General features: G+C 60.1%; 23 protein-coding genes and 2 tRNA genes. 19 read left to right on the forward strand and 6 right to left on the reverse strand.

The features are described 5' to 3' along the window. Nucleotides 1-69 precede the first annotated feature (69 nt). Both orn and P3G59_RS02660 read left to right on the forward strand, forming a co-directional pair. On the forward strand, nucleotides 70-612 hold the full coding sequence (gene orn / locus P3G59_RS02655; RefSeq protein WP_277760357.1) for an oligoribonuclease: 543 nt from the start codon (nucleotides 70-72) through the stop codon (nucleotides 610-612). Between the two features lie 87 nt (nucleotides 613-699). Continuing rightward, nucleotides 700-1311, forward strand: a complete 612-nt coding sequence (locus P3G59_RS02660) for a trimeric intracellular cation channel family protein (protein WP_064585699.1) — start codon at nucleotides 700-702, stop codon at nucleotides 1309-1311. A gap of 104 nt (nucleotides 1312-1415) precedes the next feature. Here the strand turns inward: P3G59_RS02660 and queG are convergent, their stop codons facing one another. Beyond that, the gene (queG, locus tag P3G59_RS02665; RefSeq protein WP_277760358.1) at nucleotides 1416-2480 is read right to left on the reverse strand and encodes a tRNA epoxyqueuosine(34) reductase QueG; all 1065 of its coding nucleotides are present in this window, start codon (nucleotides 2478-2480) and stop codon (nucleotides 1416-1418) included. Between the two features lie 63 nt (nucleotides 2481-2543). On the opposite strand from queG, the gene P3G59_RS02670 reads away from it, so the two are divergent. The 12 genes from P3G59_RS02670 (at nucleotide 2544) to P3G59_RS02725 (ending at nucleotide 17538) form a co-directional block, all read left to right on the forward strand. Then, entirely contained in the window at nucleotides 2544-4043 is a 1500-nt protein-coding gene (locus P3G59_RS02670) for an NAD(P)H-hydrate dehydratase (RefSeq protein WP_277760359.1), read from the forward strand. Beyond that, nucleotides 4031-4501, forward strand: coding sequence for a tRNA (adenosine(37)-N6)-threonylcarbamoyltransferase complex ATPase subunit type 1 TsaE (gene tsaE / locus P3G59_RS02675; protein WP_016985707.1), 471 nt, complete (start codon nucleotides 4031-4033; stop codon nucleotides 4499-4501). The genes P3G59_RS02670 and tsaE overlap by 13 nt, the downstream gene beginning before the upstream one ends. Further along, a complete protein-coding gene (locus P3G59_RS02680) occupies nucleotides 4502-5932 on the forward strand; it encodes an N-acetylmuramoyl-L-alanine amidase (RefSeq protein WP_277760360.1) in 1431 nt (476 codons plus the stop codon). It abuts the gene before it with no gap. An 8-nt stretch (nucleotides 5933-5940) separates the two neighbouring features. Continuing rightward, nucleotides 5941-7842 carry a DNA mismatch repair endonuclease MutL gene (gene mutL, locus P3G59_RS02685; protein WP_277762105.1) on the forward strand — a complete coding sequence of 634 codons (1902 nt, stop codon included), beginning with the start codon at nucleotides 5941-5943 and terminating at the stop codon, nucleotides 7840-7842. Beyond that, the gene (gene miaA, locus P3G59_RS02690; protein WP_277760361.1) at nucleotides 7842-8813 is read left to right on the forward strand and encodes a tRNA (adenosine(37)-N6)-dimethylallyltransferase MiaA; all 972 of its coding nucleotides are present in this window, start codon (nucleotides 7842-7844) and stop codon (nucleotides 8811-8813) included. Before mutL ends, miaA begins: the two co-directional genes overlap by 1 nt. Nucleotides 8814-8908: 95 nt before the next feature. After that, the gene (hfq, locus tag P3G59_RS02695; RefSeq protein WP_007902656.1) at nucleotides 8909-9169 is read left to right on the forward strand and encodes an RNA chaperone Hfq; all 261 of its coding nucleotides are present in this window, start codon (nucleotides 8909-8911) and stop codon (nucleotides 9167-9169) included. A gap of 12 nt (nucleotides 9170-9181) precedes the next feature. Continuing rightward, nucleotides 9182-10483: a ribosome rescue GTPase HflX gene (gene hflX / locus P3G59_RS02700; RefSeq protein ID WP_007915827.1), complete on the forward strand. Its 1302-nt coding sequence runs from the start codon at nucleotides 9182-9184 to the stop codon at nucleotides 10481-10483. Between the two features lie 96 nt (nucleotides 10484-10579). Beyond that, nucleotides 10580-11752, forward strand: a complete 1173-nt coding sequence (gene hflK, locus P3G59_RS02705; protein ID WP_277760362.1) for an FtsH protease activity modulator HflK — start codon at nucleotides 10580-10582, stop codon at nucleotides 11750-11752. Then, nucleotides 11752-12621 carry a protease modulator HflC gene (gene hflC, locus P3G59_RS02710; RefSeq protein ID WP_007950723.1) on the forward strand — a complete coding sequence of 290 codons (870 nt, stop codon included), beginning with the start codon at nucleotides 11752-11754 and terminating at the stop codon, nucleotides 12619-12621. The genes hflK and hflC overlap by 1 nt, the downstream gene beginning before the upstream one ends. 310 nt (nucleotides 12622-12931) lie before the next feature. Further along, a complete protein-coding gene (locus P3G59_RS02715; RefSeq protein ID WP_007915833.1) occupies nucleotides 12932-14119 on the forward strand; it encodes an ATP phosphoribosyltransferase regulatory subunit in 1188 nt (395 codons plus the stop codon). A gap of 54 nt (nucleotides 14120-14173) precedes the next feature. Then, entirely contained in the window at nucleotides 14174-15463 is a 1290-nt protein-coding gene (locus tag P3G59_RS02720) for an adenylosuccinate synthase (protein ID WP_007915835.1), read from the forward strand. Nucleotides 15464-15603: 140 nt separating this feature from the next. After that, nucleotides 15604-17538, forward strand: coding sequence for a methyl-accepting chemotaxis protein (locus tag P3G59_RS02725; RefSeq protein WP_277760363.1), 1935 nt, complete (start codon nucleotides 15604-15606; stop codon nucleotides 17536-17538). 80 nt (nucleotides 17539-17618) lie between these two features. Here the strand turns inward: P3G59_RS02725 and P3G59_RS02730 are convergent, their stop codons facing one another. The 4 genes from P3G59_RS02730 to P3G59_RS02745 form a co-directional block, all read right to left on the reverse strand. Next, a complete protein-coding gene (locus P3G59_RS02730) occupies nucleotides 17619-19184 on the reverse strand; it encodes an iron ABC transporter permease (RefSeq protein ID WP_277760364.1) in 1566 nt (521 codons plus the stop codon). Beyond that, on the reverse strand, nucleotides 19184-20194 hold the full coding sequence (locus P3G59_RS02735; RefSeq protein WP_277760365.1) for an extracellular solute-binding protein: 1011 nt from the start codon (nucleotides 20192-20194) through the stop codon (nucleotides 19184-19186). Before P3G59_RS02735 ends, P3G59_RS02730 begins: the two co-directional genes overlap by 1 nt. 311 nt (nucleotides 20195-20505) lie before the next feature. Then, nucleotides 20506-20592 (reverse strand) — tRNA-Leu (locus P3G59_RS02740). A 180-nt stretch (nucleotides 20593-20772) separates the two neighbouring features. Further along, a tRNA-Leu gene (locus P3G59_RS02745) sits at nucleotides 20773-20859 on the reverse strand. A 226-nt stretch (nucleotides 20860-21085) separates the two neighbouring features. Between P3G59_RS02745 and rnr the strand changes: the two genes are divergently transcribed. Next, a complete protein-coding gene (rnr, locus tag P3G59_RS02750; protein ID WP_277760366.1) occupies nucleotides 21086-23716 on the forward strand; it encodes a ribonuclease R in 2631 nt (876 codons plus the stop codon). Continuing rightward, the gene (gene rlmB / locus P3G59_RS02755) at nucleotides 23713-24477 is read left to right on the forward strand and encodes a 23S rRNA (guanosine(2251)-2'-O)-methyltransferase RlmB (RefSeq protein WP_277760367.1); all 765 of its coding nucleotides are present in this window, start codon (nucleotides 23713-23715) and stop codon (nucleotides 24475-24477) included. The genes rnr and rlmB overlap by 4 nt, the downstream gene beginning before the upstream one ends. Here rlmB and P3G59_RS02760 read toward each other — a convergent pair. Continuing rightward, complete coding sequence (locus tag P3G59_RS02760) at nucleotides 24438-24707, reverse strand: hypothetical protein (protein ID WP_277760368.1); 270 nt, start codon at nucleotides 24705-24707, stop codon at nucleotides 24438-24440. The genes rlmB and P3G59_RS02760 overlap by 40 nt on opposite strands. A gap of 64 nt (nucleotides 24708-24771) precedes the next feature. Between P3G59_RS02760 and rpsF the strand changes: the two genes are divergently transcribed. The 3 genes from rpsF to P3G59_RS02775 are packed head-to-tail and all read left to right on the forward strand — an operon-like array spanning nucleotide 24772 to nucleotide 26381. Next, nucleotides 24772-25191, forward strand: a complete 420-nt coding sequence (gene rpsF / locus P3G59_RS02765; protein WP_007915844.1) for a 30S ribosomal protein S6 — start codon at nucleotides 24772-24774, stop codon at nucleotides 25189-25191. Between the two features lie 29 nt (nucleotides 25192-25220). Next, a complete protein-coding gene (gene rpsR, locus P3G59_RS02770; protein ID WP_002551829.1) occupies nucleotides 25221-25451 on the forward strand; it encodes a 30S ribosomal protein S18 in 231 nt (76 codons plus the stop codon). Between the two features lie 36 nt (nucleotides 25452-25487). Further along, nucleotides 25488-26381: a hypothetical protein gene (locus tag P3G59_RS02775; protein WP_277760369.1), complete on the forward strand. Its 894-nt coding sequence runs from the start codon at nucleotides 25488-25490 to the stop codon at nucleotides 26379-26381. Nucleotides 26382-26393 lie beyond the last annotated feature (12 nt).

The raw sequence follows: 26393 nt of genomic DNA on the forward strand, positions 1-26393 counted from the left end.
GGCCGCGAGTTTAGCACGCCCGGGCACCGGCCTAGGCTAAACTGCGCAGCATTGCTTAGGAGCCGACATATGCCAAACCCGCAGAACCTGATCTGGATCGACCTGGAAATGACCGGTCTTGATCCGGATAACGACGTCATCATCGAAATGGCCACCATCGTCACCGACAGCGATCTCAACACGCTGGCCGAAGGCCCGGTAATCGCCATCCACCACAGCGACGAAGTCCTCGCGCGCATGGACGAGTGGAACACCCGCACCCACGGCAACTCCGGCCTGACCCAGCGTGTACGCGACAGCCGCATCAGCATGGCTGAAGCCGAAGCCGAAACCATCGCCTTCCTGGAAAAGTGGGTGCCAAAGGGCAAGTCGCCGATCTGCGGCAACAGTATCTGCCAGGATCGCCGCTTCCTTTACCGGCACATGAAAGCGCTGGAAAGCTATTTCCACTACCGTAACCTCGACGTCTCCACGCTCAAGGAACTGGCTGCGCGCTGGGCGCCGGATGTACGCGACAGCTTCAAGAAGGGCAGCACGCACCTGGCGCTGGACGACATCCGCGAATCGATCGCCGAGTTGCAGCACTACCGCAAGCATTTCATCAAGTTCTGATCAGGCGTGACTCAGCAGGGGGCTTGCCCCCTTTTGGTGCCGCCGCGAAATGGCTAGACTGCGCGCCTTCCTGCCAGGACCGCCACCATGTTGCTGATGCTTTATCTGATCGCCATCACCGCTGAAGCCATGACCGGCGCGCTGTCTGCCGGACGGCGCGGCATGGATTGGTTCGGCGTGGTGCTGATTGCCTGTGTCACGGCGTTGGGCGGCGGTTCGGTACGCGACGTGCTGCTCGGCCATTACCCGCTGACCTGGGTCAAACACCCGGAATACCTGGTGCTGACCTCGGCCGCCGCGATGCTCACCGTGTTCACCGCGCGCTGGATGCGGCACCTGCGTTCGCTGTTTCTGGTGCTCGATGCGGTTGGTCTGGTGGCATTCACCTTGATCGGCTGCATGACCGCTCTGGAAATGGGCCACGGCATGCTGGTGGCCTCGGTCAGCGGCGTGATCACCGGCGTATTCGGCGGCATCCTGCGCGACATCTTCTGCAACGACATCCCGCTGATCTTCCGCCGTGAGCTGTACGCCAGCGTCTCGTTCGCGGCGGCGTGGTGTTACATGCTCTGCCTGTACCTGAATGTGCCGAGCGAGCAGGCGATCCTGATTACCTTGTTCGGCGGCTTCCTGCTACGGCTGCTGGCGATTCGTTTCCACTGGGAAATGCCCAAGTTCGTCTATAACGATCAGCCCTGACGCGATTCCCTGAAGGCGCTGCCGCTGGCGGCGATCTTTTGACTTTGATTTTTAAAAGACGAGAGCAAAAGATCGCAGCCTTCGGCAGCTCCTACTTTGCGTGGTTACGCGAGGCCGTGTTGTTTCAACGCCCACTCGACATGTTCCCGCACCAGCTCTGACGGATAGTCGCGGCGCGCCTTCAAGGCTTCCAGTACCGGAATGCTCGACGGCGCATTGCCCAGGCCCACCGCCAGATTGCGCAACCAGCGCTCGTAGCCGGCACGGCGCAGCGGCGAGCCTTCGGTGCTGCTGAGAAACTTGTCCTCGTCCCACAAAAACAGCTCGGCCAGTTCGGCATTGTCGAGGTTGTGCCGTGGCTTGAAATCGCTTTCCCCGGAAGGCTTGGCGAAACGGTTCCACGGGCAGACGATCTGGCAGTCATCACAGCCGAACACGCGATTGCCGATCAGCGGGCGCAAATCTTCGGGAATGGCGCTTTTCAGTTCGATGGTCAGATAGGAGATGCAACGCCGCGCGTCCAGCACATACGGGCCGACGAAGGCATTGGTCGGGCAAATATCGAGGCACGCGGTACAGCGGCCGCAGTGCTCGGTGCTGTGTGGTTCGTCCACTGGCAATGGCAGATCGACGAACAGTTCGCTCAAGAAAAAATAACTCCCGGCCTTGCGGTTCAGCACCAAGGTGTTTTTACCGATCCAGCCCAGCCCCGCCTGTTCGGCGATGGCTTTTTCCAGTACCGGGGCACTGTCGACAAAGGCGCGGAAACCGAACGGGCCGATCTCGGCCTGAATCTTGTCGGCCAATTGCTGCACACGTTTACGGATCAATTTGTGGTAATCGCGGCCCAAGGCATAACGCGACACGTAGGCTTTTTCCGGTTGCGCCAGCATGTGCGCCATTTGTGTGTCGCCGGGCAGGTAGTCCATGCGCAGCGAGACCACGCGCAACGTGCCCGGCACCAGTTCTTCGGGGTGCGAGCGTTTGCTGCCGTGGGCGCCCATGTAGTCCATTTCGCCGTGGTAGCCGGCCTCGAGCCAGCGCGCCAGGTGCTGCTCGTGTTCGGCGAGATCAAGACCGCTGATGCCGACTTGCTGGAAGCCCAGCTCGCGGCCCCAATCCTTGATCGATTGGGCGAGGGCGGGCAGGTCTGTGGTGATGGCGGACATGAGGCGAGAGAAACCGGAGCTGAGGTGCGTATAATTCTGCCAGACATCGGAGCCCGAAGACGCATGCCGCACACGAAAGATGAATTACCCGACGCGCTGTATGGCGCCGCACAGGTGCGCGAACTCGATGCACGGCTGATCGCCGCCGGTACGCCGGGCTTCGAATTGATGCAGCGCGCGGCGCATGCGACCTGGCGAGCGCTGGTTCGGCAGTGGCCTTCGGCGACTGAACTGACGGTGCTGGCCGGGCAGGGTAACAATGCCGGTGACGGTTATCTGGTCGCGGCGATGGCGCAGCGGGCCGGCTGGTCGGTGCGCGTATTGGCAGTCGGCGATCCACAGCGCTTGCAGGGCGATGCGGCGTTGGCCCATGCCGAAGCGCTGGCGGAAGGTGTCGTGGTGCAAGGCTGGCAGCCTCAAAGTGAACTGCGCGGGGTCATTCTCGACGCATTGCTCGGCACGGGGCTGAGCGGGGAGGTGCGCGAGCCTTATGTCGGCGCGATCACGGCAATCAACGCCAGCGGTTTGCCGGTGACAGCCATCGATATCCCTTCTGGATTAAGCGCTGACACCGGGCACAGGCTCGGTGCCGCTGTGCGGGCCGATCTGACGGTGACCTTTATCGGGCTGAAAACCGGCCTGTTCACCGGCGACGCGGCGGATCACGTCGGCCAATTGGTATTTAACGATTTGCAGGCCAGCGCCGACATCTATCGTGACATTCCAGTCATCGCCCGACTGCTCAACACGGCTAATCTTCCGAGGTTGGCGGCGCGTGCACCGTCTTCGCACAAGGGCCGTTTTGGCCATGTGCTGCTGATCGGTGGCGATCACGGCTTCGGCGGGGCGATCCTGCTCAGTACCGAAACGGCATTGCGCAGCGGCGCGGGCATGGTTTCGCTGGCGACTCGTCCCGAACATGTGCCAGCGGCGCTGACCCGGGTACCGGAAGCCATGGCGCTTGGCACTTCATCGGCCAATCAGTTGATGGGCTTGCTGGAAAAAGTCTCGACGCTGGTTGTCGGTCCCGGACTCGGCCAGGCCAGTTGGGGACGCGCATTGTTGTCGGCGGCCGCCAACGCGGCCTTGCCGCAAGTGTGGGATGCCGACGCGCTGAACCTGCTGGCGAACGGTTTCGTTGAGTTGCCCAAGGATTGCGTGATCACCCCGCATCCGGGCGAAGCCGCGCGTTTGCTGGGAATCAGTACCGCCGAAGTGCAAGCGGATCGTCCGGCGGCGGCGCTGGCATTGAGCAAAAAATATACAGCAGTTGTCGTGTTGAAGGGCGCCGGCAGCCTGATCGCTCACCCCGATGGCCGTCTGGCGTTGTGTCACCAAGGCCATCCGGCCATGGCCACCGCCGGCCTTGGCGACGTGCTCGCCGGTTTGGCCGGTGCGCTGCTGGCGCAAGGCATGGACCGTTTCGACGCTGCGTGTCTGGCGGTCTGGCTGCACGCCAATGCCGGTCTGCAACAAGGAAAATTCGGCCGTGGGCTGGCGGCCAGTGATCTGATTCCAGCCATTCGTCAGTTGTTGGAGGAGCAAGCACCGTGTCTGAAGTAACCCTGTACCTGGCCGATGAACAGGCCATGAGCGACTTTGGCGCACGGATCGCCCGCGTGACCCAGGGCCATGGCCTGATTTTTCTCGAAGGCAACCTGGGCATGGGCAAAACCACCCTGTCGCGGGGCATCATTCGCGGCCTGGGCCATGTCGGAGCGGTAAAAAGTCCGACCTTCACCTTGGTCGAACCTTACGAAATTGGTGACATCCGCGCCTTCCACTTTGACCTGTATCGCCTGGTCGATCCGGAAGAACTGGAGTTTCTCGGCATCCGCGACTACTTCGAAGACGATGCCCTGTGTTTGATCGAGTGGCCCGATAAAGGTGCAGGCTTTTTGCCAAAGCCGGACCTGACCATTACCATTAGCCCGCAAGACAGCGGGCGTTCGCTGAAAATTTTATCCCAGGGCTCGCGTGGCGAGGCCTGGTGTGCCGCTTTGGCATTGGAATCCAATTAAATGATGGGGTTAGGTATGCGCTTTCGCGCGTTGGTGGCTGCCGCTGGACTGTTGTTGATGGCAGTAACCGTCAACGCTGTGGCCGATTCAAAGGTCAACAGCGTGCGCCTGTGGCGGGCGCCGGACAACACGCGACTGGTCTTCGACCTGAGTGGCCCGGTGCAGCACAGCGTGTTTACCCTGACCGCACCGGATCGCCTGGTGATCGACATCAACGGCGCCACCCTCGGTGCGCCGCTGAATGTGCAGACCGCGAACACGCCGATCACCGCGATGCGTTCGGCCCAGCGTACGCCGACCGATCTGCGGGTGGTCATCGACCTGAAGAAAGCCGTCACCCCGAAAAGCTTCTCGCTGGCGCCGAACGCGCAGTACGGCAACCGTCTGGTGGTCGACCTGTTCGATAATCCGGCCGACGCCGCGCCCCCGCCTGCACCAACGCCGCAGGTTGCGAACATACCGGCAGTGCCGGTGACCCCGACCGAACCGGCAATCAAGTTACCGCCAGCTCCGGCCGGCAAGCGCGACATTATTGTGGTGATCGACGCCGGTCACGGCGGCGAAGACCCGGGCGCGTCCGGCTCGCGCGGCCAGCGTGAGAAAGACGTGGTCCTGCAAATCGCCCGCGAACTGCAGCGTCAGGTCAACGGCATGAAAGGCTTCCGCGCCGAACTGACCCGTACCGGCGACTACTTCATCCCGTTGCGCGGCCGTACCGAAATTGCTCGCAAGAAAGGCGCCGACCTGTTCGTGTCGATTCACGCTGACGCCGCGCCATCTGCCGCCGCTTTCGGTGCATCGGTGTTTGCCCTGTCTGATCGCGGCGCGACATCGGAAACTGCCCGTTGGCTGGCCGACAGCGAAAACCGTTCCGACTTGATCGGTGGTGCCGGCAACGTCAGCCTCGACGACAAGGACCGCATGCTCGCCGGCGTGCTGCTCGACCTGTCGATGACTGCCTCGCTGACGTCCAGCCTCAATGTTGGCCAGAAAGTCCTGACCAATATCGGCCGCGTCACGCCGTTGCACAAACAGCGTGTGGAGCAGGCCGGGTTCATGGTGTTGAAGTCGCCGGACATCCCGTCGATCCTGGTCGAAACCGGATTTATCTCCAACGCCAACGAAGCGAACAAACTCTCGGCGTCGAGCCATCAGCAGGCGCTGGCGCGTTCGATCAGCAGCGGCGTGCGCCAGTTCTTCCAGCAGAACCCGCCACCGGGCACCTACATCGCCTGGCTGCGTGATTCCGGCAAGATTGCCCAAGGCCCGCGCGATCATCGCGTCGGTCCGGGCGAAACGCTGGCGATGATCGGCGTGCGCTATCAGGTGTCGCCAGCCACGTTACGTGCTGCCAACAACCTGAAAAGCGATGAGCTGAAAGTCGGTCAGCACTTGACCATTCCTGGCACCGAACTGGCGTCCAAAGAATGAACGAAGTGCTGAACGCCGCTGCTCGCATTGAACTGCTCAGCCCACGGCTGGCGAACCAGATCGCCGCCGGTGAGGTGGTCGAACGCCCGGCCTCGGTGATCAAGGAGTTGCTGGAAAACAGCCTCGACTCCGGTGCCAGGCGCATCGATGTCGACGTCGAGCAGGGTGGCGTCAAGCTGCTGCGGGTGCGCGACGACGGTAGCGGTATTTCCGCCGATGATCTGCCGCTGGCCCTGGCTCGTCACGCCACCAGCAAGATCCGCAACCTCGAAGACCTCGAACAGGTGATGAGCCTCGGTTTCCGTGGTGAGGCCCTGGCGTCGATCAGCTCCGTGGCGCGCTTGACCCTGACCTCGCGCACCCGTGGCGCCGACCAGGCCTGGCAAGTTGAAACTGAAGGTCGCGACATGGCGCCCCGGGTTCAGCCAGCGGCGCATCCGGTCGGCACCTCGGTGGAGGTTCGCGACCTGTTCTTCAATACCCCGGCGCGACGCAAATTCCTCAAAACCGAAAAAACCGAATTCGATCACCTGCAAGAAGTGATCAAGCGTCTGGCGCTGGCGCGTTTCGACGTGGCGTTCCATCTGCGTCACAACGGCAAGACCATTCTCAGCCTGCACGAGGCCCACGATGATGCGGCCCGCGCCCGGCGTGTGGCGGCGATCTGTGGTTCGGGATTCCTTGAGCAGGCGTTGCCGATCGAGATCGAGCGCAACGGCTTGCACCTGTGGGGCTGGGTCGGTTTGCCGACCTTCAACCGCAGTCAGGCGGATTTGCAGTATTTCTTTGTGAATGGCCGGGCGGTGCGCGACAAGCTCGTGGCCCACGCGGTGCGTCAAGCCTATCGCGATGTGCTGTTTAACGGCCGTCACCCGACCTTTGCACTGTTTTTCGAAGTCGATCCGGCGGCGGTCGACGTCAACGTGCACCCGACCAAGCACGAAGTGCGCTTCCGTGACGGGCGCATGGTGCACGACTTCCTTTATGGCACGTTGCACCGGGCGTTGGGTGATGTGCGCCCGGAAGATCAGCTTGCGGGTTCGGTGACCACAGCCGTCGTCCGTCCAACCGGGCTTGATGCCGGTGAGTTCGGCCCGCAGGGTGAAATGCGCCTGGCGGCCAATGCGCTGCTGGAGCAGCCGCAGGCGCAACCGGCATTCAACACCTCGTCGGGTGGCAGCGCTGGCGGGGCTTATCAATATCAATACACGCCGCGTCCGCAATCCGCCGTGCCGCCGGCCGCCGAGGCACAAGCGGCGTATCGCGAGTTTTTCGCGCCGCTGCCCGAGGCCAATGCCAACGCATTGCCGGCCGGTCAGGAAGACATTCCGCCGCTCGGTTACGCGCTTGCGCAGCTCAAAGGCATTTATATCCTGTCGGAGAACGCCCAAGGTCTGGTGCTGGTGGACATGCATGCCGCCCACGAACGGATCATGTATGAGCGTCTGAAAATCGCCATGGCCAGCGAAGGCCTGAGTGGCCAGCCGTTGCTGGTGCCGGAATCGTTAGCGGTCAGTCAGCGCGAGGCCGATTGTGCTGAAGAGCACGCGGCATGGTTCCAGCGTCTGGGCTTCGAATTGCAGCGTCTGGGCCCGGAAACCCTGGCGATCCGCCAGATTCCGGCCTTGTTGAAGCAAGCTGAAGCCAACCGTCTGGTCGGTGACGTGCTGTCGGATCTGATGGAATACGGCACCAGCGACCGGATTCAGGCCCACCTCAACGAACTGCTCGGCACCATGGCCTGCCACGGCGCGATTCGCGCCAATCGGCGCCTGGCCCTGCCGGAAATGAACGGCCTGCTGCGTGACATGGAAAACACCGAGCGCAGCGGTCAATGCAACCATGGCCGACCGACCTGGACCCAACTGGGCCTGGACGATCTGGACAAACTGTTCCTGCGCGGTCGTTGATGAGCCAGCTACCACCAGCGATTTTCCTGATGGGCCCGACCGCTGCGGGCAAGACCGATCTGGCTATCGAGCTGACCAAAGTGCTGCCGTGCGAGCTGATCAGCGTTGATTCGGCGCTGGTCTATCGTGGCATGGACATCGGCACCGCCAAGCCTTCGAAAGCGTTGTTGGCCGAGCATCCGCACCGTTTGATCGATATTCTTGATCCGGCCGAAGCATATTCCGCTGCGGATTTCCGTCGCGATGCCTTGCAGGCCATGGCTGAAATCACCGCACGCGGGAAAATTCCGCTGCTGGTGGGCGGCACAATGCTCTATTACAAGGCTTTGGTCGAAGGTCTGGCAGACATGCCGGCAGCCGATCCCGAAGTCCGCGCGCAGATCGAAGAAGAGGCCGCACGCCTCGGCTGGCAAGCGCTGCACGACCAATTGGCGGCCATCGATCCGGTATCCGCGGCGCGAATTCATCCGAACGATCCGCAACGCTTGAGTCGCGCACTGGAAGTTTATCGGGTCAGTGGTCAGAGCATGACCGCGCTGCGTCAGCAACAATCTGCGCAAAGTACTGAAGCAGCCGCTTCGGGACTGCAACAATTGCCCTATACTGTCGCGAACTTGGCCATTGCCCCGGCGAATCGTCAGGTACTGCACGAGCGCATTAAACAAAGATTCACAAATATGTTGGAACAGGGGTTCATCGACGAGGTCGTAGCCCTGCGTAAAAGAAGTGACCTGCATTCGGGGTTGCCGTCTATACGTGCGGTAGGCTACCGCCAAGTCTGGGACTACCTGGATGGCAAACTGACGCTGGCCGAAATGCAGGAGCGCGGCATCATCGCCACGCGCCAATTGGCCAAACGCCAGTTCACCTGGCTGCGCAGCTGGGAAGATATACACTGGCTGGACAGTCTTGATTGCGACAATCTGCCACGCGCCTTGAAATACCTTGGGACCATCTCCATATTGAGCTGAGTCCTTGCAATTGCCGTCTATCCTTGGGGGTGTGACGGCCAAAGCCATCTGAATTACCTATTTTTTATTATTGAATCCTTAAAGGAGTGCGGCACATGTCAAAAGGGCATTCGCTACAAGACCCTTACTTGAATACTTTACGTAAAGAGAAAGTTGGGGTTTCCATCTATCTGGTCAACGGTATCAAACTGCAAGGCACGATCGAGTCGTTCGACCAGTTCGTGATCCTGCTGAAAAACACCGTGAGCCAAATGGTTTACAAACACGCTATCTCGACAGTAGTGCCGGTTCGTCCAATTCGTCTGCCTAGCGCAACCGAATCCGAAGCAGGTGACGCTGAGCCAGGTAACGCCTGATAGGAGTCTCCTTTGTTCTTTGAGCGCCACGGTGGTGGTGAACGAGTGATCCTCGTTCACTTGGATGGACAGGACCCTGAGGCGCGCGAAGATCCGCAGGAGTTTCAGGAATTGGCTAATTCGGCCGGCGCCGAGACCGTTGCGTTTTTTAACGTGCCGCGTCATCGGCCAACCGCCAAATACCTGATCGGCAGCGGCAAGGTCGAGGAACTGCGCGACCTGGTCAAGGCTGAAGAAGCCGATCTGGTGATTTTCAATCACATCCTCACGCCCAGTCAGGAACGTAACCTCGAACGTGTTTTCGAGTGTCGCGTGATCGACCGTACCGGTCTGATTCTCGATATTTTCGCCCAGCGCGCCCGTACCCATGAAGGCAAGCTCCAGGTTGAACTGGCCCAGCTTGATCACATGAGCACCCGGCTGGTTCGCGGCTGGACTCACCTTGAGCGTCAGGGTGGCGGTATCGGTATGCGCGGTCCCGGTGAAACCCAACTGGAAACCGACCGCCGTTTGCTGCGGGTTCGCCTGCGTCAGATCAAAGGCCGACTGGAGAAGGTGCGCAGCCAGCGCGAGCAATCACGCCGTGGTCGTTCCCGTGCCGATATTCCGACCGTGTCTCTGGTGGGATATACCAACGCCGGTAAGTCCACGCTCTTCAACAACGTGACGAAATCCGATGTCTACGCGGCCGACCAATTGTTCGCCACGCTGGACCCGACCCTGCGTCGTCTGGAACTGGACGACCTGGGGCCGATTGTTCTGGCGGACACGGTGGGCTTCATTCGTCACTTGCCGCACAAGCTGGTCGAGGCATTTCGGTCTACCCTCGAAGAGTCGAGCAATTCCGATCTGCTGTTGCACGTGATCGATGCAGCCGAACCGGATCGCATGTTGCAGATCGAGCAGGTGATGGTGGTGCTGGGCGAGATTGGTGCCCAGGACTTGCCGATCCTCGAGGTCTATAACAAACTCGATTTGCTTGAAGGCGTTGAGCCACAAATCCAGCGCGACGAAAACGGCAAGCCCCAGCGGGTCTGGCTGTCGGCGCGTGATGGCAGTGGTCTGGAACTGCTTGAGCAAGCCATCGCCGAATTGCTTGGCAGTGATTTGTTCATCGGCACATTGCGCTTGCCGCAACGATTCGCGCGACTGCGTGCGCAGTTTTTCGAACTCGGTGCGGTGCAGAAAGAAGAACACGACGAAGAAGGCATCAGTTTGCTGGCCGTTCGTTTGCCCCGTGTCGAGTTGAATCGACTGGTAAGCCGCGAAGGATTGCAGCCGATGGAATTCATCGAGCAACACACTTTGCAATAAAAGCCTGACAAAGCGGTTGTGCCGCAACGGCAGGCATTCTGTAGCATTGGTCGGCGCGCCGTGGGTGCGTCTTTGCTTTATCAGATGGAGAGCGCTATGGCTTGGAATGAGCCGGGTGGCAACTCGAATAATCAGGATCCTTGGGGTGGCAAACGCCGCAATAACGGCGACCGCAAGGGGCCACCGGATCTCGACGAGGCCTTCCGAAAGCTGCAGGAAAGCCTGAACGGGTTGTTCGGTGGTGGTAAGAAACGTGGTGATGACGGCGGTGGTTCGGGCAAGAGCAGTGGCGGCTTCGGCGGTCTGCTCGGCATCGGCCTCGTCGTGCTGGCGGCTGTCTGGCTGTACAGCGCGGTTTACGTAGTGGACGAGCAGGAGCAAGCCGTGGTGCTGCGCTTCGGCAAGTACTACGAAACTGTCGGCCCGGGCCTGAACATCTACTTCCCGCCGATCGATAAGAAGTACATGGAAAACGTCACGCGTGAGCGTGCCTACACCAAGCAGGGCCAGATGCTGACCGAAGACGAGAACATCGTCGAAGTGCCGCTGACCGTGCAGTACAAAATCAGCAACCTGCAGGATTTCGTGCTGAACGTCGATCAGCCGGAAATCAGCCTGCAGCATGCGACCGACAGTGCCCTGCGCCACGTGGTGGGTTCCACCGCCATGGACCAGGTGCTGACCGAAGGTCGTGAATTGATGGCCAGCGAAATCAAGGAGCGTCTGCAACGTTTCCTCGATACCTATCGCACCGGTATCACCGTCACTCAGGTCAACGTACAGAGCGCAGCGGCACCGCGTGAAGTGCAGGAAGCCTTCGATGACGTGATCCGCGCCCGTGAAGACGAGCAGCGTTCGCGCAACCAGGCTGAAACCTACGCCAACGGCGTCGTGCCGGAGGCCCGTGGTCAGGCCCAGCGTATCCTCGAGGATGCCAACGGTTACCGCGACGAGACGGTCTCGCGCGCCAAGGGTGAAGCCGACCGCTTTACCAAACTGGTCGCCGAGTATCGCAAGGCACCTGAAGTGACCCGCCAGCGTCTGTACCTGGACACCATGCAGGAAGTCTTCAGCAGCACCAGCAAGGTACTCGTGACCGGCAACAAAAACGGCCAGAGCAACCTGCTTTACCTGCCGTTGGACAAAATGATTCAGAACAGTTCGGGCAGCAATGCACCGGTCACCGGTTCGGCTGCCGCCAGCAACAACACGGACGTCACACCGCATGTCACTGACCTGCCGCAGTCGCGCACAAGGGAGACCCGCTGATGAGCAATAAATCGCTGATCGCCCTTATTGTTGGCGTCGTTGTCGTGCTGGTGGGCTGGAACTGCTTCTACATCGTCGCTCAGACCGAGCGTGCGGTGCTGCTGCAATTCGGTCGTGTGGTTCAGGCCGATGTTCAGCCAGGCCTGCATGTGAAAGTGCCTTACGTTAACCAGGTGCGTAAATTCGACGCACGTCTGATGACGCTGGATGCACCGACACAGCGCTTCCTGACCCTGGAAAAGAAAGCCGTGATGGTTGATGCCTACGCCAAGTGGCGCGTGAAAGATGCCGAGCGCTTCTACACCGCAACTTCCGGTCTCAAGCAAATCGCCGACGAGCGTCTGTCCCGTCGTCTGGAATCCGGTCTGCGTGACCAGTTTGGTAAGCGCACCCTGCACGAAGTCGTGTCGGGTGAGCGTGACGCACTGATGGCTGACATCACTGCCTCGCTGAACAAGATGGCGGAAAAAGAGCTGGGTATCGAAGTTGTCGATGTCCGGGTCAAGGCCATCGATCTGCCGAAAGAAGTAAACCGCAGCGTGTTCGAGCGTATGAGCACCGAGCGTGAGCGTGAAGCTCGCGAGCACCGCGCCAAGGGTAACGAGCTGGCGGAAGGCATCCGTGCCGACGCCGATCGTCAGCGCCGCGTGTTGCTGGCTGAAGCCTATCGTGAATCCGAAGAGATTCGCGGTGACGGTGATGCCCAGGCCGCTGCGATCTACTCCAAGGCCTACGGCCAGGATCAGGAGTTCTACGGTTTCTACCGTAGCCTGCGTGCCTACCGTGAAAGCTTCGCGAACAAATCCGACGTCCTGGTCCTCGACCCAAGCAGCGACTTCTTCCGTTACCTGGAAAAGTCCAAGCCTTGATACGACGTTGACCTGAATCATTCCGCCCGGCGGCTAAAACCTCGGGCGGGGTGATCCTTTGGGAAAACGTGTGTATGATGCGGCAGCCGGGAAATTCCCGGCTTTTTTGCGTCTGCACGTTTGATTGCTGTTTTTTTGCAGGCATCGGGTGAATGGCCCGAGAGTATTTCGAGGAAAGTGATGGGCGAAGCCGGTAACAGGCCTTTCGCCGCGTCGTTCATGCGCGTGCGTTTTGAACGGATCGGTCATTTTCTGCTTCACTCAAGGCTCGCCCGCAGGCTGGCCGCCCGGATCAAAGGGGAATGGCGTAATGGCAACGGTAGACCGCTGGCTGCTGCCAGATGGCATCGAAGAAGTACTGCCACCGGAAGCGGCGCGCATTGAAGTCGCGCGTCGTCAGGTGTTGGATCTGTTCCAGAGCTGGGGTTACGAGTTTGTCGTGACTCCCCATATCGAGTACCTGGAATCCCTGCTGACCGGCGCGGGCCAGGACCTGGATCTGCGTACGTTCAAGGTCATCGACCCGCAGTCGGGCCGGCAGATGGGTTTCCGTGCCGACATCACGCCGCAAGTGGCGCGCATCGATGCGCACACCCTGCGTCGCGAAGGCCCGAGCCGTCTGTGCTATGCCGGGAGCGTGCTGCATGCTCAGCCGCGTGCCCTGTCGTCCTCGCGCAGCCCGATCCAGTTGGGCGCCGAGTTGTACGGCGATGCCAGCCCGAGCAGCGACGTTGAAGTGATCAGCCTGATGCTGGCCATGCTGCAACTGGCCGATGTGCCGGATGTGCACATGGACCTCGGTCATGTTGGTATCTACCGGGGTCTGGCGCGTGCCGCCGGTCTGTCCGGGGAAGTCGAGCAGCAGTTGTTCGACGCGTTGCAACGCAAGGCCATCGACGAGGTCATTACCTTGACTGAAGGCCTGCCGGCTGACCTGTCCGGCATGCTGCGCGCGCTGGTAGATCTGTGTGGCGGCCGTGAAGTGTTGAGCGCTGCCCGCGAACGTCTGGCCAATGCGCCGGCGCCGGTACTGGCGGCACTGGAAGATTTGCTGGCAATCGCCGAGCGTCTGTCGGCGCGCTTCCCGGAGCTGCCGCTGTACTTCGATCTGGGCGAGTTGCGTGGCTATCACTACCACACCGGTGTGGTGTTCGCGGTGTTCGTGCCGGGCGTTGGCCAGTCCATCGCTCAGGGCGGTCGCTACGACGACATCGGCGCGGATTTTGGTCGCGCGCGTCCGGCGACTGGCTTTTCCACCGATTTGAAAACCCTGGTGACCCTGGGGCGTGCTGAGATCGAGCTACCGTCTGGCGGTATCTGGATGCCTGACAGTACGGATGCGGCACTCTGGCAGCAGGTTTGCCAGTTGCGCAGTGAGGGTCAGCGTGTCGTTCAGGCGTTGCCTGGACAGCCTTTGGCCGCCGCCCGTGATGCGGACTGCGACCGGCAATTGATTCAGCAGAACGGGCTTTGGCAAGTATCGCCACTGGCTTCTTGAGTTTTCCTGCCGGCCATCGCCGGCACCAAGTTTGCGCGAATGAGGACAAGTGTTATGGGTAAGAATGTCGTAGTCCTGGGCACCCAATGGGGTGATGAGGGCAAAGGCAAGATCGTTGATCTGCTGACCGAACATGCTGCCGCCGTAGTGCGCTACCAAGGTGGCCACAACGCTGGCCACACGCTGGTGATCGACGGCGAAAAAACCGTCCTGCACCTGATCCCGTCGGGCGTGCTTCGTGAAGGCGTGCAGTGCCTGATCGGCAACGGCGTGGTGGTAGCACCTGACGCCCTGCTGCGCGAGATCACCAAGCTGGAAGAGAAAGGCGTACCGGTGCGCGAGCGTCTGCGTATCAGCCCGTCCTGCCCGCTGATCCTGTCCTTCCACGTGGCGCTGGACCAGGCCCGTGAAAAGGCCCGTGGCGAGCTGAAGATCGGTACCACCGGTCGCGGCATCGGCCCGGCTTACGAAGACAAGGTCGCTCGTCGTGGCCTGCGTGTTGGCGACCTGCTGAACATGCCGCGCTTCGAAGACAAGCTGCGTGAACTGGTGGATTACCACAACTTCATGCTGGTCGGTTACTACAAAGAGCCGGCCATCGAGTTCGAAAAGACTCTTGCCGAGTGCAAGGAATACGCTGAGCTGCTCAAGCCGTTGATGCTCGACGTGACTGCTGAGCTGCACGACCTGCGTCGCGCCGGCAAAGACATCATGTTCGAAGGCGCCCAGGGTTCGTTGCTCGACATCGACCACGGTACCTACCCGTACGTGACCAGCTCCAACACCACCGCTGGTGGCGTGGCGACCGGTTCCGGCGTTGGCCCGATGTTCCTGGACTACATCCTGGGTATCACCAAGGCTTACACCACTCGCGTCGGTTCGGGTCCATTCCCGACTGAGCTGTTCGACGACGTCGGTGCGCACCTGGCCAAGCAAGGTCACGAGTTCGGCGCGACCACCGGCCGTGCCCGTCGTTGCGGCTGGTTCGACGCCGTTATCCTGCGTCGCGCTATCGATGTGAACAGCATCTCGGGCATCTGCCTGACCAAACTGGACGTACTCGACGGTCTGGAAACCATCAACATCTGCGTTGGCTATAAAGATGCCGAAGGCAATGCTGTTGCTCCGACCGACGCTGACAGCTACGTAGGCCTGCAGCCTGTGTACGAAGAAGTGCCGGGCTGGACCGAATCGACCGTGGGCGCCAAAACCCTGGAAGAGCTGCCAGCTAACGCTCGCGCCTACATCAAACGCGTTGAAGAGCTGATCGGCGCGCCGATCGACATTATTTCGACGGGCCCGGACCGCAACGAAACCATCGTTCTGCGTCATCCGTTCGCTTGATAAGTCGTTGATGTAAAAACACAAAGGCCCCTTCATCGGGGCCTTTGTCGTTTATGCCTGTTGGACGGCATGACCTTTGCTGTGAATCTGTCTACAAGAGTGCCATCAAATTAATGGCGTCAGAAGTAGAGGGATTCACAGTGTCGGCCGTTCTCTCACTGTTACAAAGCCGTTTGTTGCGGCCCGTGTTCGTTACCCTTGGTATCGCCCTTTTGGTGCAGGTGTTGGTGGCGGTTGCCCTGACGCGGAGCACCGTCACCGCGCTGGAAGCTGATTTGGCGGTGCGCCTCGGCGCCGATAGCCAGAAACTCTCCGGTGAGCTGGAGCAGGCCGGGCGTGAAGTCACGTCGAGTCTCGATGCGTTGTCCGCCAGTACCCGTCAGCGGCTGACTGCTGGTTTGTCTTCGCGACTGAAAGACGAGCAGGCACAGTTGCGTGCGACGCTGGAAAAGGATCTAAAGGATTCGGCCAATGACATGGCGCAATTGCTCGCCTCCGTTGCGCCGCGTGCCATGTGGGACAGCGACGTTCCGACCCTGTCCGAGTTCGCCCGTCGCGCCCAGCGCAATCCCAACGTGCTGTTCGTGGTCTATGACGACGCCACCGGCCAGCACCTGACCCGTTATCTCAATCGCGAAAACCCGATCAACAAGGCCTTGCTGGAAAAAGGCCAGGGCGAGCGTGCGCTGGATAAAGTCCTGGATGCGGCGAAAAACGATCCGTCGGTTTACTACCTGGAGGCGTCGATCAATCCCAATGGTGTCGAAATCGGCAAGGTGCTGATGGGTGTTTCCACCGCGTCGGTGGAGACCGATCTGGCAGCGCTCGACAAGCGCTTCTCGGCATTGATCGCCAGCAGTGATCAGTTGGTCGGTGACAGCCTGAAGGGCGCTGCAGCAGACAGCGCCAAGGCCATGCAAACACGCTTGCAGTCGGCGCAGTCCACGGCTACCGAGATGAAAGCCAATACCGCCAATACCGTTCAAGAGGCGGCTGCGACCCTGCGCTGGCGGATCGGCATGGGCCTGGCGCTGGTCGGTTGCGCTGTGCTGCTGTTGCTGGCGGTCGTGCTCGGCCATCGCGTGGTCAATCGGCTGAAGATGCTCAATGCAGCGATGGATGATCTGGCAGCGGGCGAGGGCGATCTGACCAAGCGTGTGCAGATCAACAGCAAAGATGAGATCGGTGACATGGCTTCGGCGGTCAATCGCTTTGTGGATAAGTTGCAGCCGATCGTGCGTGAGGCGGGAGATGTCGCGCAGCGTACCGGCGTCGAGATTGGCGCGATGACCCTGCGCAATGCCGGTGCAGATGCGGCGGCGGGCATGCAGCGTGATGAAGTGGCGGAGAGTCTGCGCGCACTGTCGCAAATGGCGGATGAAGCGCAGTCGGAAAGCCATGCAATGCAAGCGGCGTTGAAGCAGGTTGTGGATATTCGCCAGGCCACTGATGAAAACACCCGCACCTCCGCCAAGGTCGGCAGCTTGATCGAGGCGTTGGCCGGACAAGTCGATACCGGGGCGAAAGTGATCGAGCGCCTGGCGCAGCAGAGCGAGCAAATTGAAGTGGTGTTGACGGTGATCCACGGGATCGCCGAGCAGACTAACCTGCTGGCCCTGAACGCTGCCATTGAAGCGGCGCGCGCTGGCGAAACCGGGCGTGGTTTTGCGGTGGTAGCGGACGAAGTTCGGGCGCTGGCCAGCAAGACACAAAGTTCTACCGGGGATATTCAGGCGCATATCGTCGCGTTGCAACAGGGTGCTCGTGAGGCGGTCGAGGCGATCGGTCAGGCCGGGCGTCAGGCCAGCGAAGGTTTGCTGGTGTTGCGTGACAGCGCGCGGTTGCAGCAGTCGGTACAAACGTCTGTCGAGCAGGTGCACGCGGCAATTGGTCTGGCAACCCAGGCAGCGGCGCATCAGGCGCAAGGTGCGCAGGCGGTCCGTGGGCGCGTCGAGACGATTCATGCGCAGGCCGAGAAAGCGGCGCAGGCGGTGGTGGAAACCACGGCCAGTGGCAAGGTGCTGGATGGTTTGGCGGCGCAGCTGAAGGCCAGTCTGGGGCAGTTCAGGGCTTAAGATCAAAAGATCGCAGCCTGCGGCAGCGCCTACAGGGAAGCGCGAAATCCCACGTAGGAGCTGCCGCAGGCTGCAATCTTTTAGCGGCTCAAATACATCCGGGTCGTCAGTAGATACACCGGCAATCCCGATACCACAATCAACAGCGCCGCATAAGGCGCCGCCGCCGCGAACTCGACATTCGCGGTATGCGCCCACACCTCGGTCGCCAAGGTATTGAGCCCGGTCGGACTCAGCAGCAAAGTCGCGGTCAGCTCCTTCATCGCATCCAGAAACACCAGCGCAAACGCCGCGCCCAGGGCCGGGAAGATAATCGGCAGCGTCACGCGGCAAAACGCCGTGAACGACGAAGCGCCGAGCGTCCGCGCAGCCTCTTCCAGTTGCGGCGCAGCCTTGTTCAGTGCTGTGCGAATCGGTGCCTGTGCCAGTGGCAAAAACAGCAGCGCATAAGCGATCAGCAGCAGCCCCGACGTCTGGTACAGCGCCGGCACGTAATGCAGGGCGAAATACACCAGCGTCAACGCGATGACCAGGCCTGGCAGCGCATGAAGTAGATACGGCAAGCGCTCGGCCCAGATCGCCAGTTGGCCTTTGTAGCGCACTACCAGCAATCCGACGGGCACTGCCAGCACCAGGCACAATGCCGCACCGCCAAGAGAAAGCGCCAAAGACGAGAGCAGGGCTTCAGTAATCGCCGCCACCGGGAATGCCGCCGACGAGCCGACTGCCAGCCAATACGCCAACATCCCCAGCGGAATTCCGCTGCCAACAACCGCCAGCATCAGGCAATACAACTGACCGACCGCTGCCCAACTTCCCAGTCGAACCTGTTCAGCCTGCCGCGCCGCGCCCTGTCCGGTACGCACATGTCGACCCTTGCCGCGTACGCGCAACTCCAGCCACAGCAGCACCAGACACAGCGCCAGCAGCACGGCCGACAGCATGGCTGCGTTGGCGTTGCTGAATTCCAGTTCGAACTGCTGGTAGATCGCGGTGGTGAAGGTTTGCAGGCCGATGATCGACAGCGCACCGAATTCCACCAGCATGTGCAAGGCAATCAACAGCGAGCCCGCCAATAGCGACGGCCAGAGCAGCGGCAGGGTGACGCGAAAAAACACCCCCCAGCGATTCTGCCCAAGCGTGCGGGCGGACTCTTCAAGGGAGGGATCAAGATTGCGCAGCGTCGCCGCCACTGGCAGGAAGATCAGTGGATACTTCGACAGGCTCATCACCAGAATCGCCCCGCCAAGGCCTTCGAACTGCGCGCTCAACGAGACCCAAGTGAAGCTACTGACAAACGCTGGCACGGCGAACGGCAGGCACAGAATCACACCCCACAGACGTCGTCCCGGCAAATTGCTGCGTTCCAGCAGCCAGGCCAGCGACAGGCCGATCACGCCGCAAGTGATCGTCACGCCAACCATCAATGCCAAGGTGTTGCGCAGCAGGCCGAATACATAGGGGCGCCACAATAAATGCAGCGCTTCGGCCCAACCGGCTTGCCAGGCTTTGAGTCCGACATAGGCGAGCGGCAACAGGCTCAGCACCACCAGCAACAAAACTGGTAATACCAGCCAGATCGATGGCCGCTTGCGCTTCGGTACGTAACCCCCGCGCGCGGCGGGGGCGGATAACGATGCGGTCATCAGTTCAAGCCAACTTCACGTTCCAGTTCCAGCGCTTCTTCGGCGTTGCCCAGATCGGCCGGTGTTACGTTCGGCGCTTCCAGTTCGCTGAACGGCTTGAGCCCGCGATCCGATTCCATGCCTTTGTGCAGCGGGTATTCGGCGGTGGTCTGGGTGATCACGCGCTGACCTTCTTCGCTGGCCATGTAGGCTAGAAATTGCTGGGCTTCTTTTGGATGTTTGCTGGATTTCAGCACGGCAGCGCTCGATACGGTGATCAAGCCACCGACGTCGCCACCGGTGAAGTAATGCAGTTTCGAATCCAGTTTGCCTTTCTCGCGTTGCAGGGCGAACCAGTAGTAGTTGTTCACCAGCACCGTAGCGACTTCGCCGTTTTCCACGGCTTTAAGGGCGACCATGTTGTTGCTGTAGGTCTTGCCGAACGCGCGCAGGCCGGTCAGCCATTCTTCGGCGGCATCGCGACCGTGCATCTTGATGATGGCCACGGCTTGTTCCTGGAAGGCGCCGCTGGTCGGTACGAAACCGACTTTGCCTTGCCACTGTGGATCGGAGAATTCCAACACCGATTTCGGCAGGTCTTTTTCATCGACCAGTTTCGGGTTGTAAGCGACTACGCGAACGCGCGCCGTCACGCCGATCCAGGTGCCGTCGCCAGCCACGTATTTTTCCGGAAGCACGGCCAGTGTGGCGTCATCGGTCTTGGCCAGCAGGCCCAGTTCGCCGAGATTGTTCAGCGGTGGCGACTCTTCGGTGTAGATCACGTCGGCGGGGGAGCGGTCGCCTTCTTCGATGATCTGGCTGGCGAGCTGATTGCTGCTGCCTTTGCGCACATTGACGTGAATGCCGGTCTTGGCTTCGAAGGCTTTGGCGATCGCGTCGCCTACTTCCTTGTGCTGGCCGTTGTAGAGAGTCAGGGAAACCGTATCGGCAGCCTGGGTGAGGGGAGTGGCGAGCGCCAGGCCGAGGAGGGTAAAGGTCAGGCCTCGGCGCAGGGTATTTCGAAACGTCATTCGCAGGGTTCCTCACTGTCGCATTGCAAAAACTTGCAACAATGATAAACGATATTGTTTCTCAAGTGCGCCTTGCGGGCCGGGGCAGGGTCTGGTACGGCGAATTGCGCTGCCTGTGTAGGAGCTACTGAAGGCTCGGGCCGCGTTCGGACGATCTTTTGACCCTGTTTTTTTCAGATCAAAAGATCGCAGCCTCGTTTCACTCGTCAGCTCCTACAGGTGAGGGGCGATAAATTTCTGGAAGCCAGAAACGCAAAAACCCGCTTTCGCGGGTTTCTGTGAAATTCAAGGCCGTAACCTTGAATTTGAATTGGTGCCCAGAAGAAGACTCGAACTTCCACGACCGTAAGGTCACCAGCACCTGAAGCTGGCGTGTCTACCAATTTCACCATCTGGGCAATCATCGCTAGCGTTGCCGCTGTTGATGTGGCGCACTATACGGAGCGCCTTTTGATCTGTAAACCCCTGATTTAATTTTAATAAATCAGTTTTAAGAAAACCCGGGCTTAGAATGCAAAAAACCCGCTTTCGCGGGTTTTGTGTGAGCCTTGAAACTGATCTAGTCTCAAGCTCGAAATTGGTGCCCAGAAGAAGACTCGAACTTCCACGACCGTAAGGTCACCAGCACCTGAAGCTGGCGTGTCTACCAATTTCACCATCTGGGCAGTATCGGCAACGCTTGTGCGTCGTCGATGGCGCGCACTATACGGAGCGTCTTTTTAACTGTAAACCCCTGTCAGCAAAAAACATGATTTTTTTTACCGGCGGTGTGCAAAACGGCTTTCCAGCGTCAATACAGGGCCTCTGTTGGGCCTTATAGAGTCGGAAATTTCCCGTTTCATGACGCCTATGCCAAACTAACCCGCATATAGACAAGGTGAAAACTCTCTAATGGCCGATTGGCAGTCCCTCGATCCCGAGGCCGCTCGTGAAGCGGAAAAATATGAAAACCCTATTCCTAGCCGCGAACTGATCCTGGCGCACCTCGCCGATCGGGGTTCGCCTGCTGCCCGCGAGCAACTGGTCGAAGAGTTTGGTCTGACCACAGAAGACCAGATCGAAGCCTTGCGCCGCCGTCTGCGCGCCATGGAGCGCGACGCTCAACTGATCTATACCCGCCGTGGTACGTACGCGCCGGTCGACAAGCTCGACCTGATCCTCGGCCGCATCAGCGGTCACCGTGACGGTTTCGGTTTCCTGGTGCCGGACGACGGCAGCGACGATCTGTTCATGAGCCCGGCGCAGATGCGTCTGGTGTTCGATGGCGACCGTGCGTTGGCCCGTGTTTCCGGTCTCGACCGTCGCGGTCGCCGCGAAGGCGTGATCGTTGAAGTGGTGTCCCGTGCCCACGAAACCATCGTCGGTCGCTACTTTGAAGAGGGCGGCATCGGCTTCGTCGTCGCGGACAACCCGAAGATCCAGCAGGAAGTGCTGGTTACGCCGGGCCGTAACGCCAACGCGCAGATCGGTCAGTTCGTCGAGGTGAAAATCACCCATTGGCCGACGCCGCGCTTCCAGCCGCAAGGCGATGTGGTCGAAGTGGTCGGCAACTACATGGCGCCGGGCATGGAAATCGATGTCGCTCTGCGCACCTACGACATTCCGCATGTCTGGCCTGAAGCCGTTCTGAAAGAAGCGGCCAAGCTCAAGCCTGAAGTCGAAGAAAAAGACAAAGAGAAGCGCGTCGATCTGCGCCATCTGCCGTTCGTCACCATTGACGGCGAAGATGCCCGCGACTTTGACGATGCTGTTTATTGCGAAGCCAAGCCGGGCAAGCTGCGCCTGTTCTCTGGCGGCTGGAAGTTGTACGTGGCGATTGCCGACGTTTCCAGCTACGTGAAAATCGGCTCGGCGCTGGACAACGAAGCGCAAGTGCGCGGCAACTCGGTGTACTTCCCCGAGCGCGTCGTGCCGATGCTGCCTGAGCAGCTGTCCAACGGCCTGTGCTCGCTGAACCCGCATGTCGATCGTCTGGCCATGGTTTGCGAGATGACCATCTCCAAGTCCGGCGAAATGACTGACTACTGCTTCTATGAAGCGGTGATCCATTCCCACGCTCGTCTGACTTACAACAAGGTCAGCGCGATGCTGGAAACGCCGAAAATCACCGAGGCGCGTCAGCTTCGCGGTGAGTACAACGATGTTCTGCCGCACCTCAAGCAGCTTTATGCGCTGTACAAGGTTCTACTGGCTGCCCGTCACGTCCGTGGCGCGATCGATTTCGAAACGCAGGAAACCCGAATCATCTTCGGTACCGAGCGCAAGATTGCCGAAATCCGCCCGACCACCCGTAACGATGCGCACAAGCTGATCGAGGAATGCATGCTGGCGGCCAACGTGGCCACCGCCGAGTTCCTCAAGAAGCACGAAATTCCTGCGTTGTACCGTGTCCACGACGGCCCGCCACCGGAACGTCTGGAAAAACTGCGCGCCTTCCTGGGCGAGCTCGGTCTGTCCCTGCATAAAGGCAAGGATGGCCCGTCGCCGAAGGACTATCAGGCACTGCTGGCAAGCATCAAGGATCGTCCGGATTTCCACCTGATCCAGACCGTGATGCTGCGCTCGCTGAGCCAGGCGGTGTACAGCGCTGACAACCAGGGCCACTTCGGCCTGAATTACGAAGCCTATACCCACTTCACTTCGCCGATCCGTCGTTACCCGGATTTGCTCACGCACCGCGCGATCCGCAGCGTGATCCATTCGAAACAGGACACCCCGCACGTTCGCCGTGCCGGTGCGATGACCATTCCGAAAGCGCGCATCTATCCGTACGACGAGGCGGCGCTGGAGCAACTCGGCGAGCAGTGCTCGATGAGCGAGCGCCGTGCCGACGAAGCGACCCGCGACGTAGTGAACTGGCTCAAGTGCGAGTTCATGAAGGATCGCGTGGGCGAATCGTTCCCGGGCGTGATCACCGCGGTGACCGGTTTTGGTTTGTTCGTCGAGCTGACCGATATTTACGTCGAAGGCCTGGTGCACGTCACTGCGCTGCCGGGCGACTACTACCACTTCGATCCTGTGCATCACCGCCTGGCGGGCGAGCGCACCGGTCGTAGCTTCCGTTTGGGCGATACCGTTGAAGTGCGCGTGATGCGCGTTGACCTCGACGAGCGCAAGATCGACTTCGAGATGGCTGAAAAAACCATCAGCGCGCCGATCGGTCGGAAAAAGCGTGGTGCTGAAACTGCCGCACCCGCCGCGAAGGAAAAAGCCGAAGCGGCTCCAGCGAAAACCGCTGGTCGTCGTCCGGCCAAAGAAAAGGCTGTCGAAGCCTATCGCCCAAGTGACGCCGTGGCGAAGAACGCCGAGCTGCGCAAAAGCCGTGAAATGAAGAAAGCTCTGCTTTCCGATGCCAAAAACGGTGGTAAAGCGGCGTCCGGGGGAAAGACCGGGCGGTCGGCGCCTGAAAAGGCCGCCGGCGGCAAGCCAGCCAAACCGAGCAAACACCGTAAGGGCCCGCCGAAAGCGGGTTCCGCTCCAGCCAAAAGTGGCGGGGCACGTAAACCGAAGGCGAAGTCATGAGTCAGTTGGAAAAAATCTACGGCGTTCACGCGGTAGAAGCGTTGCTGCGTCACCACCCGAAACGGGTCAAGCAGATCTGGCTGGCGGAAAGCCGTAACGATCCACGCGTGCAGACGCTGGTTGAGCTGGCCAACGAAAATCGTGTCCAGGTCGGTCAGGCCGAGCGCCGCGAAATGGACGCCTGGGTTGAAGGTGTGCACCAGGGCGTGGTCGCGGAAGTCAGTCCGAGCCAGGTCTGGGGCGAAGCGATGCTCGACGAGCTGCTTGATCGCACTGATGGCGCACCGTTGCTGCTAGTGCTTGACGGCGTGACCGATCCGCACAACCTCGGCGCTTGCCTGCGTTCGGCCGATGCGGCCGGTGCGCTGGCGGTGATCGTGCCGAAAGACAAGTCGGCAACCTTGACCCCGGTCGTACGTAAAGTGGCTTGTGGCGCGGCGGAAGTGATTCCGTTGGTTGCGGTGACTAACCTCGCCCGCACCCTGGAAAAACTTCAGCAACGCGGTCTGTGGATTGTCGGCACAGCAGGCGAAGCCGAGGTCAGCATTTACGACCAGGACCTGACGGGCCCGACCATTCTGATCATGGGCGCCGAAGGCAAAGGTATGCGTCGCCTGACCCGTGAACACTGCGACTATCTGGTGAAACTGCCGATGGCCGGTAGCGTCAGCAGCCTCAACGTTTCGGTCGCCACCGGCGTGTGCCTGTTCGAAGCCCAGCGTCAGCGCGGTGCCAAAGCCAAGGCTGCTGCCAAGAAATAAGCCTTTGCAGAAACTGTAGGAGCTGCCGAGTGAAACGAGGCTGCGATCTTTTGATCTTGTTTTGAAAAAATCAAAGTCAAAAGATCGCAGCCTTCGGCAGCTCCTACAGTTGTCTGTCGGTGGTTGTTCAAATAATCACCAATTGCCTTGCACCTCTTCTGTCCCTTCTCTACAATTGCGCCCCTTGCTGTGACGGCAGGCACGCATGTGCCCCGCGCCAGCAAGTCCATAAGTGTCATTCACTCCTTGTCTGACCGTTTTTGAGCGGCAGGCTACAACCCGTAAGGAGCATTCATGCGTCATTACGAAATCATCTTTTTGGTCCACCCGGATCAAAGCGAGCAAGTCGGCGGCATGGTTGAGCGTTACACCAAGCTGATCGAAGAAGACGGCGGCAAAATCCACCGTCTGGAAGATTGGGGCCGTCGTCAACTGGCCTACGCAATCAACAATGTTCACAAGGCTCACTACGTGATGCTGAACGTTGAGTGCACCGGCAAGGCCCTGGCCGAGCTGGAAGACAACTTCCGCTACAACGATGCAGTGATCCGTAACCTGGTCATCCGTCGCGACGAAGCCGTTACCGGCCAGTCCGAGATGCTCAAGGCTGAAGAAAACCGCAGTGAGCGCCGTGAGCGTCGCGATCGTCCTGAGCACGAAGGCGCTGAAAGCGCTGAAGGCGAAGAGAACGACAGCGATAACGCTGACGAGTAATCCACGGACCTTATTAAGGAGCCTATCAAATGGCACGTTTCTTCCGTCGTCGTAAATTCTGCCGTTTCACCGCTGAAGACGTGAAAGAGATCGATTACAAAGATCTCAACACTCTGAAAGCCTACGTATCCGAGACCGGCAAAATCGTTCCAAGCCGTATCACCGGTACCAAAGCTCGTTATCAGCGTCAGCTGGCCACCGCTATCAAGCGCGCCCGCTTCCTGGCCCTGCTGGCCTACACCGACAGCCACGGCCGCTGAGACCGGGCAGTCGACAAGTAGCAAAGGATTGAATGCATGCGTGCCTTAGCTGAGTTCATCATGCGAGGCCGTATGCAGGCCACTCTCGTGGTGGCCGGATGTGCAACATTGCCGTTGTTGTATTGGTTGGGTGCTGCCGCGGGGAGCCTTGTGCTGCTGCGGCGCGGACTGACGGACGCCCTGGGTGTTCTGTCTCTGGGGCTGCTGCCGGCGTTGATCTGGTGGCTGTATGCCGATGACCCCCGGGCACTTCTGGTGCTGCTGGGATCTTCGGGACTTGCGTTGGTTTTGCGCGCAAGTGAGTCCTGGGTTCGCACGCTGCTGGTCAGCGTAGTGATTGGAGTGGTGTTTTCGGTGGTGCTCGGGGCAGCGTTTGCGGCCCAGATCGAGATGCTCGCGCAGGCCTTGATAAAGGTCATGCCGGTGCTTCTCGGTGAGACCTACAAGCAATTGTCGGTCGATGAGCAAGCGCGTTTTGCGTCCCTGATTGCACCAGTCCTGACCGGACTGATTGCGGCGTTGTTGCAGATTGTCAGCGTGCTGAGCCTGATTGTCGGGCGGCATTGGCAGGCGTTGTTGTACAACCCGGGTGGTTTTGGTCGCGAGTTTCGCGCCATCCGGATCCCGCTGGGGCCGGCGATGTTGCTGCTGGCGTTGATGCTTCTGGGCCCGAATCTCGGTGCACAGATGGCCATGTTGACGCCGTTGTGCAGTGTACCGCTGGTGTTCGCCGGACTTGCCCTGATTCACGGGCTGGTCGGGCAAAAGCGACTGGCCGGTTTCTGGCTGGTGGGGTTGTACGTCACGCTGCTGTTGTTCATGCAGCTGATCTATCCGTTGCTCGTGGTCCTGGCCATTGTCGACAGCCTGATTGATTTTCGCGGTCGTCACGTGTCGAAAGACACCGACAGCGCGAACGGTGAAGGTTAAAAGTTAGAGGAT

It is taken from the genome of Pseudomonas sp. A34-9, from assembly GCF_029543085.1.
Classification (GTDB): Bacteria; Pseudomonadota; Gammaproteobacteria; order Pseudomonadales; family Pseudomonadaceae; genus Aquipseudomonas.

What these genes read in the sequence shown, in the direction of transcription:
- orn (WP_277760357.1), top strand. Translation starts at nt 70, where the DNA reads ATGCCAAACCCGCAGAACCTGATCTGGATCGACCTGGAAATGACCGGT.
- P3G59_RS02660 (WP_064585699.1), top strand. Translation starts at nt 700, where the DNA reads ATGTTGCTGATGCTTTATCTGATCGCCATCACCGCTGAAGCCATGACC.
- queG (WP_277760358.1), bottom strand. Translation starts at nt 2,480, where the DNA reads ATGTCCGCCATCACCACAGACCTGCCCGCCCTCGCCCAATCGATCAAG.
- P3G59_RS02670 (WP_277760359.1), top strand. Translation starts at nt 2,544, where the DNA reads ATGCCGCACACGAAAGATGAATTACCCGACGCGCTGTATGGCGCCGCA.
- P3G59_RS02680 (WP_277760360.1), top strand. Translation starts at nt 4,502, where the DNA reads ATGATGGGGTTAGGTATGCGCTTTCGCGCGTTGGTGGCTGCCGCTGGA.
- miaA (WP_277760361.1), top strand. Translation starts at nt 7,842, where the DNA reads ATGAGCCAGCTACCACCAGCGATTTTCCTGATGGGCCCGACCGCTGCG.
- hfq (WP_007902656.1), top strand. Translation starts at nt 8,909, where the DNA reads ATGTCAAAAGGGCATTCGCTACAAGACCCTTACTTGAATACTTTACGT.
- hflK (WP_277760362.1), top strand. Translation starts at nt 10,580, where the DNA reads ATGGCTTGGAATGAGCCGGGTGGCAACTCGAATAATCAGGATCCTTGG.
- hflC (WP_007950723.1), top strand. Translation starts at nt 11,752, where the DNA reads ATGAGCAATAAATCGCTGATCGCCCTTATTGTTGGCGTCGTTGTCGTG.
- P3G59_RS02715 (WP_007915833.1), top strand. Translation starts at nt 12,932, where the DNA reads ATGGCAACGGTAGACCGCTGGCTGCTGCCAGATGGCATCGAAGAAGTA.
- P3G59_RS02720 (WP_007915835.1), top strand. Translation starts at nt 14,174, where the DNA reads ATGGGTAAGAATGTCGTAGTCCTGGGCACCCAATGGGGTGATGAGGGC.
- P3G59_RS02730 (WP_277760364.1), bottom strand. Translation starts at nt 19,184, where the DNA reads ATGACCGCATCGTTATCCGCCCCCGCCGCGCGCGGGGGTTACGTACCG.
- P3G59_RS02735 (WP_277760365.1), bottom strand. Translation starts at nt 20,194, where the DNA reads ATGACGTTTCGAAATACCCTGCGCCGAGGCCTGACCTTTACCCTCCTC.
- rnr (WP_277760366.1), top strand. Translation starts at nt 21,086, where the DNA reads ATGGCCGATTGGCAGTCCCTCGATCCCGAGGCCGCTCGTGAAGCGGAA.
- rlmB (WP_277760367.1), top strand. Translation starts at nt 23,713, where the DNA reads ATGAGTCAGTTGGAAAAAATCTACGGCGTTCACGCGGTAGAAGCGTTG.
- P3G59_RS02760 (WP_277760368.1), bottom strand. Translation starts at nt 24,707, where the DNA reads ATGGACTTGCTGGCGCGGGGCACATGCGTGCCTGCCGTCACAGCAAGG.
- rpsF (WP_007915844.1), top strand. Translation starts at nt 24,772, where the DNA reads ATGCGTCATTACGAAATCATCTTTTTGGTCCACCCGGATCAAAGCGAG.
- rpsR (WP_002551829.1), top strand. Translation starts at nt 25,221, where the DNA reads ATGGCACGTTTCTTCCGTCGTCGTAAATTCTGCCGTTTCACCGCTGAA.
- P3G59_RS02775 (WP_277760369.1), top strand. Translation starts at nt 25,488, where the DNA reads ATGCGTGCCTTAGCTGAGTTCATCATGCGAGGCCGTATGCAGGCCACT.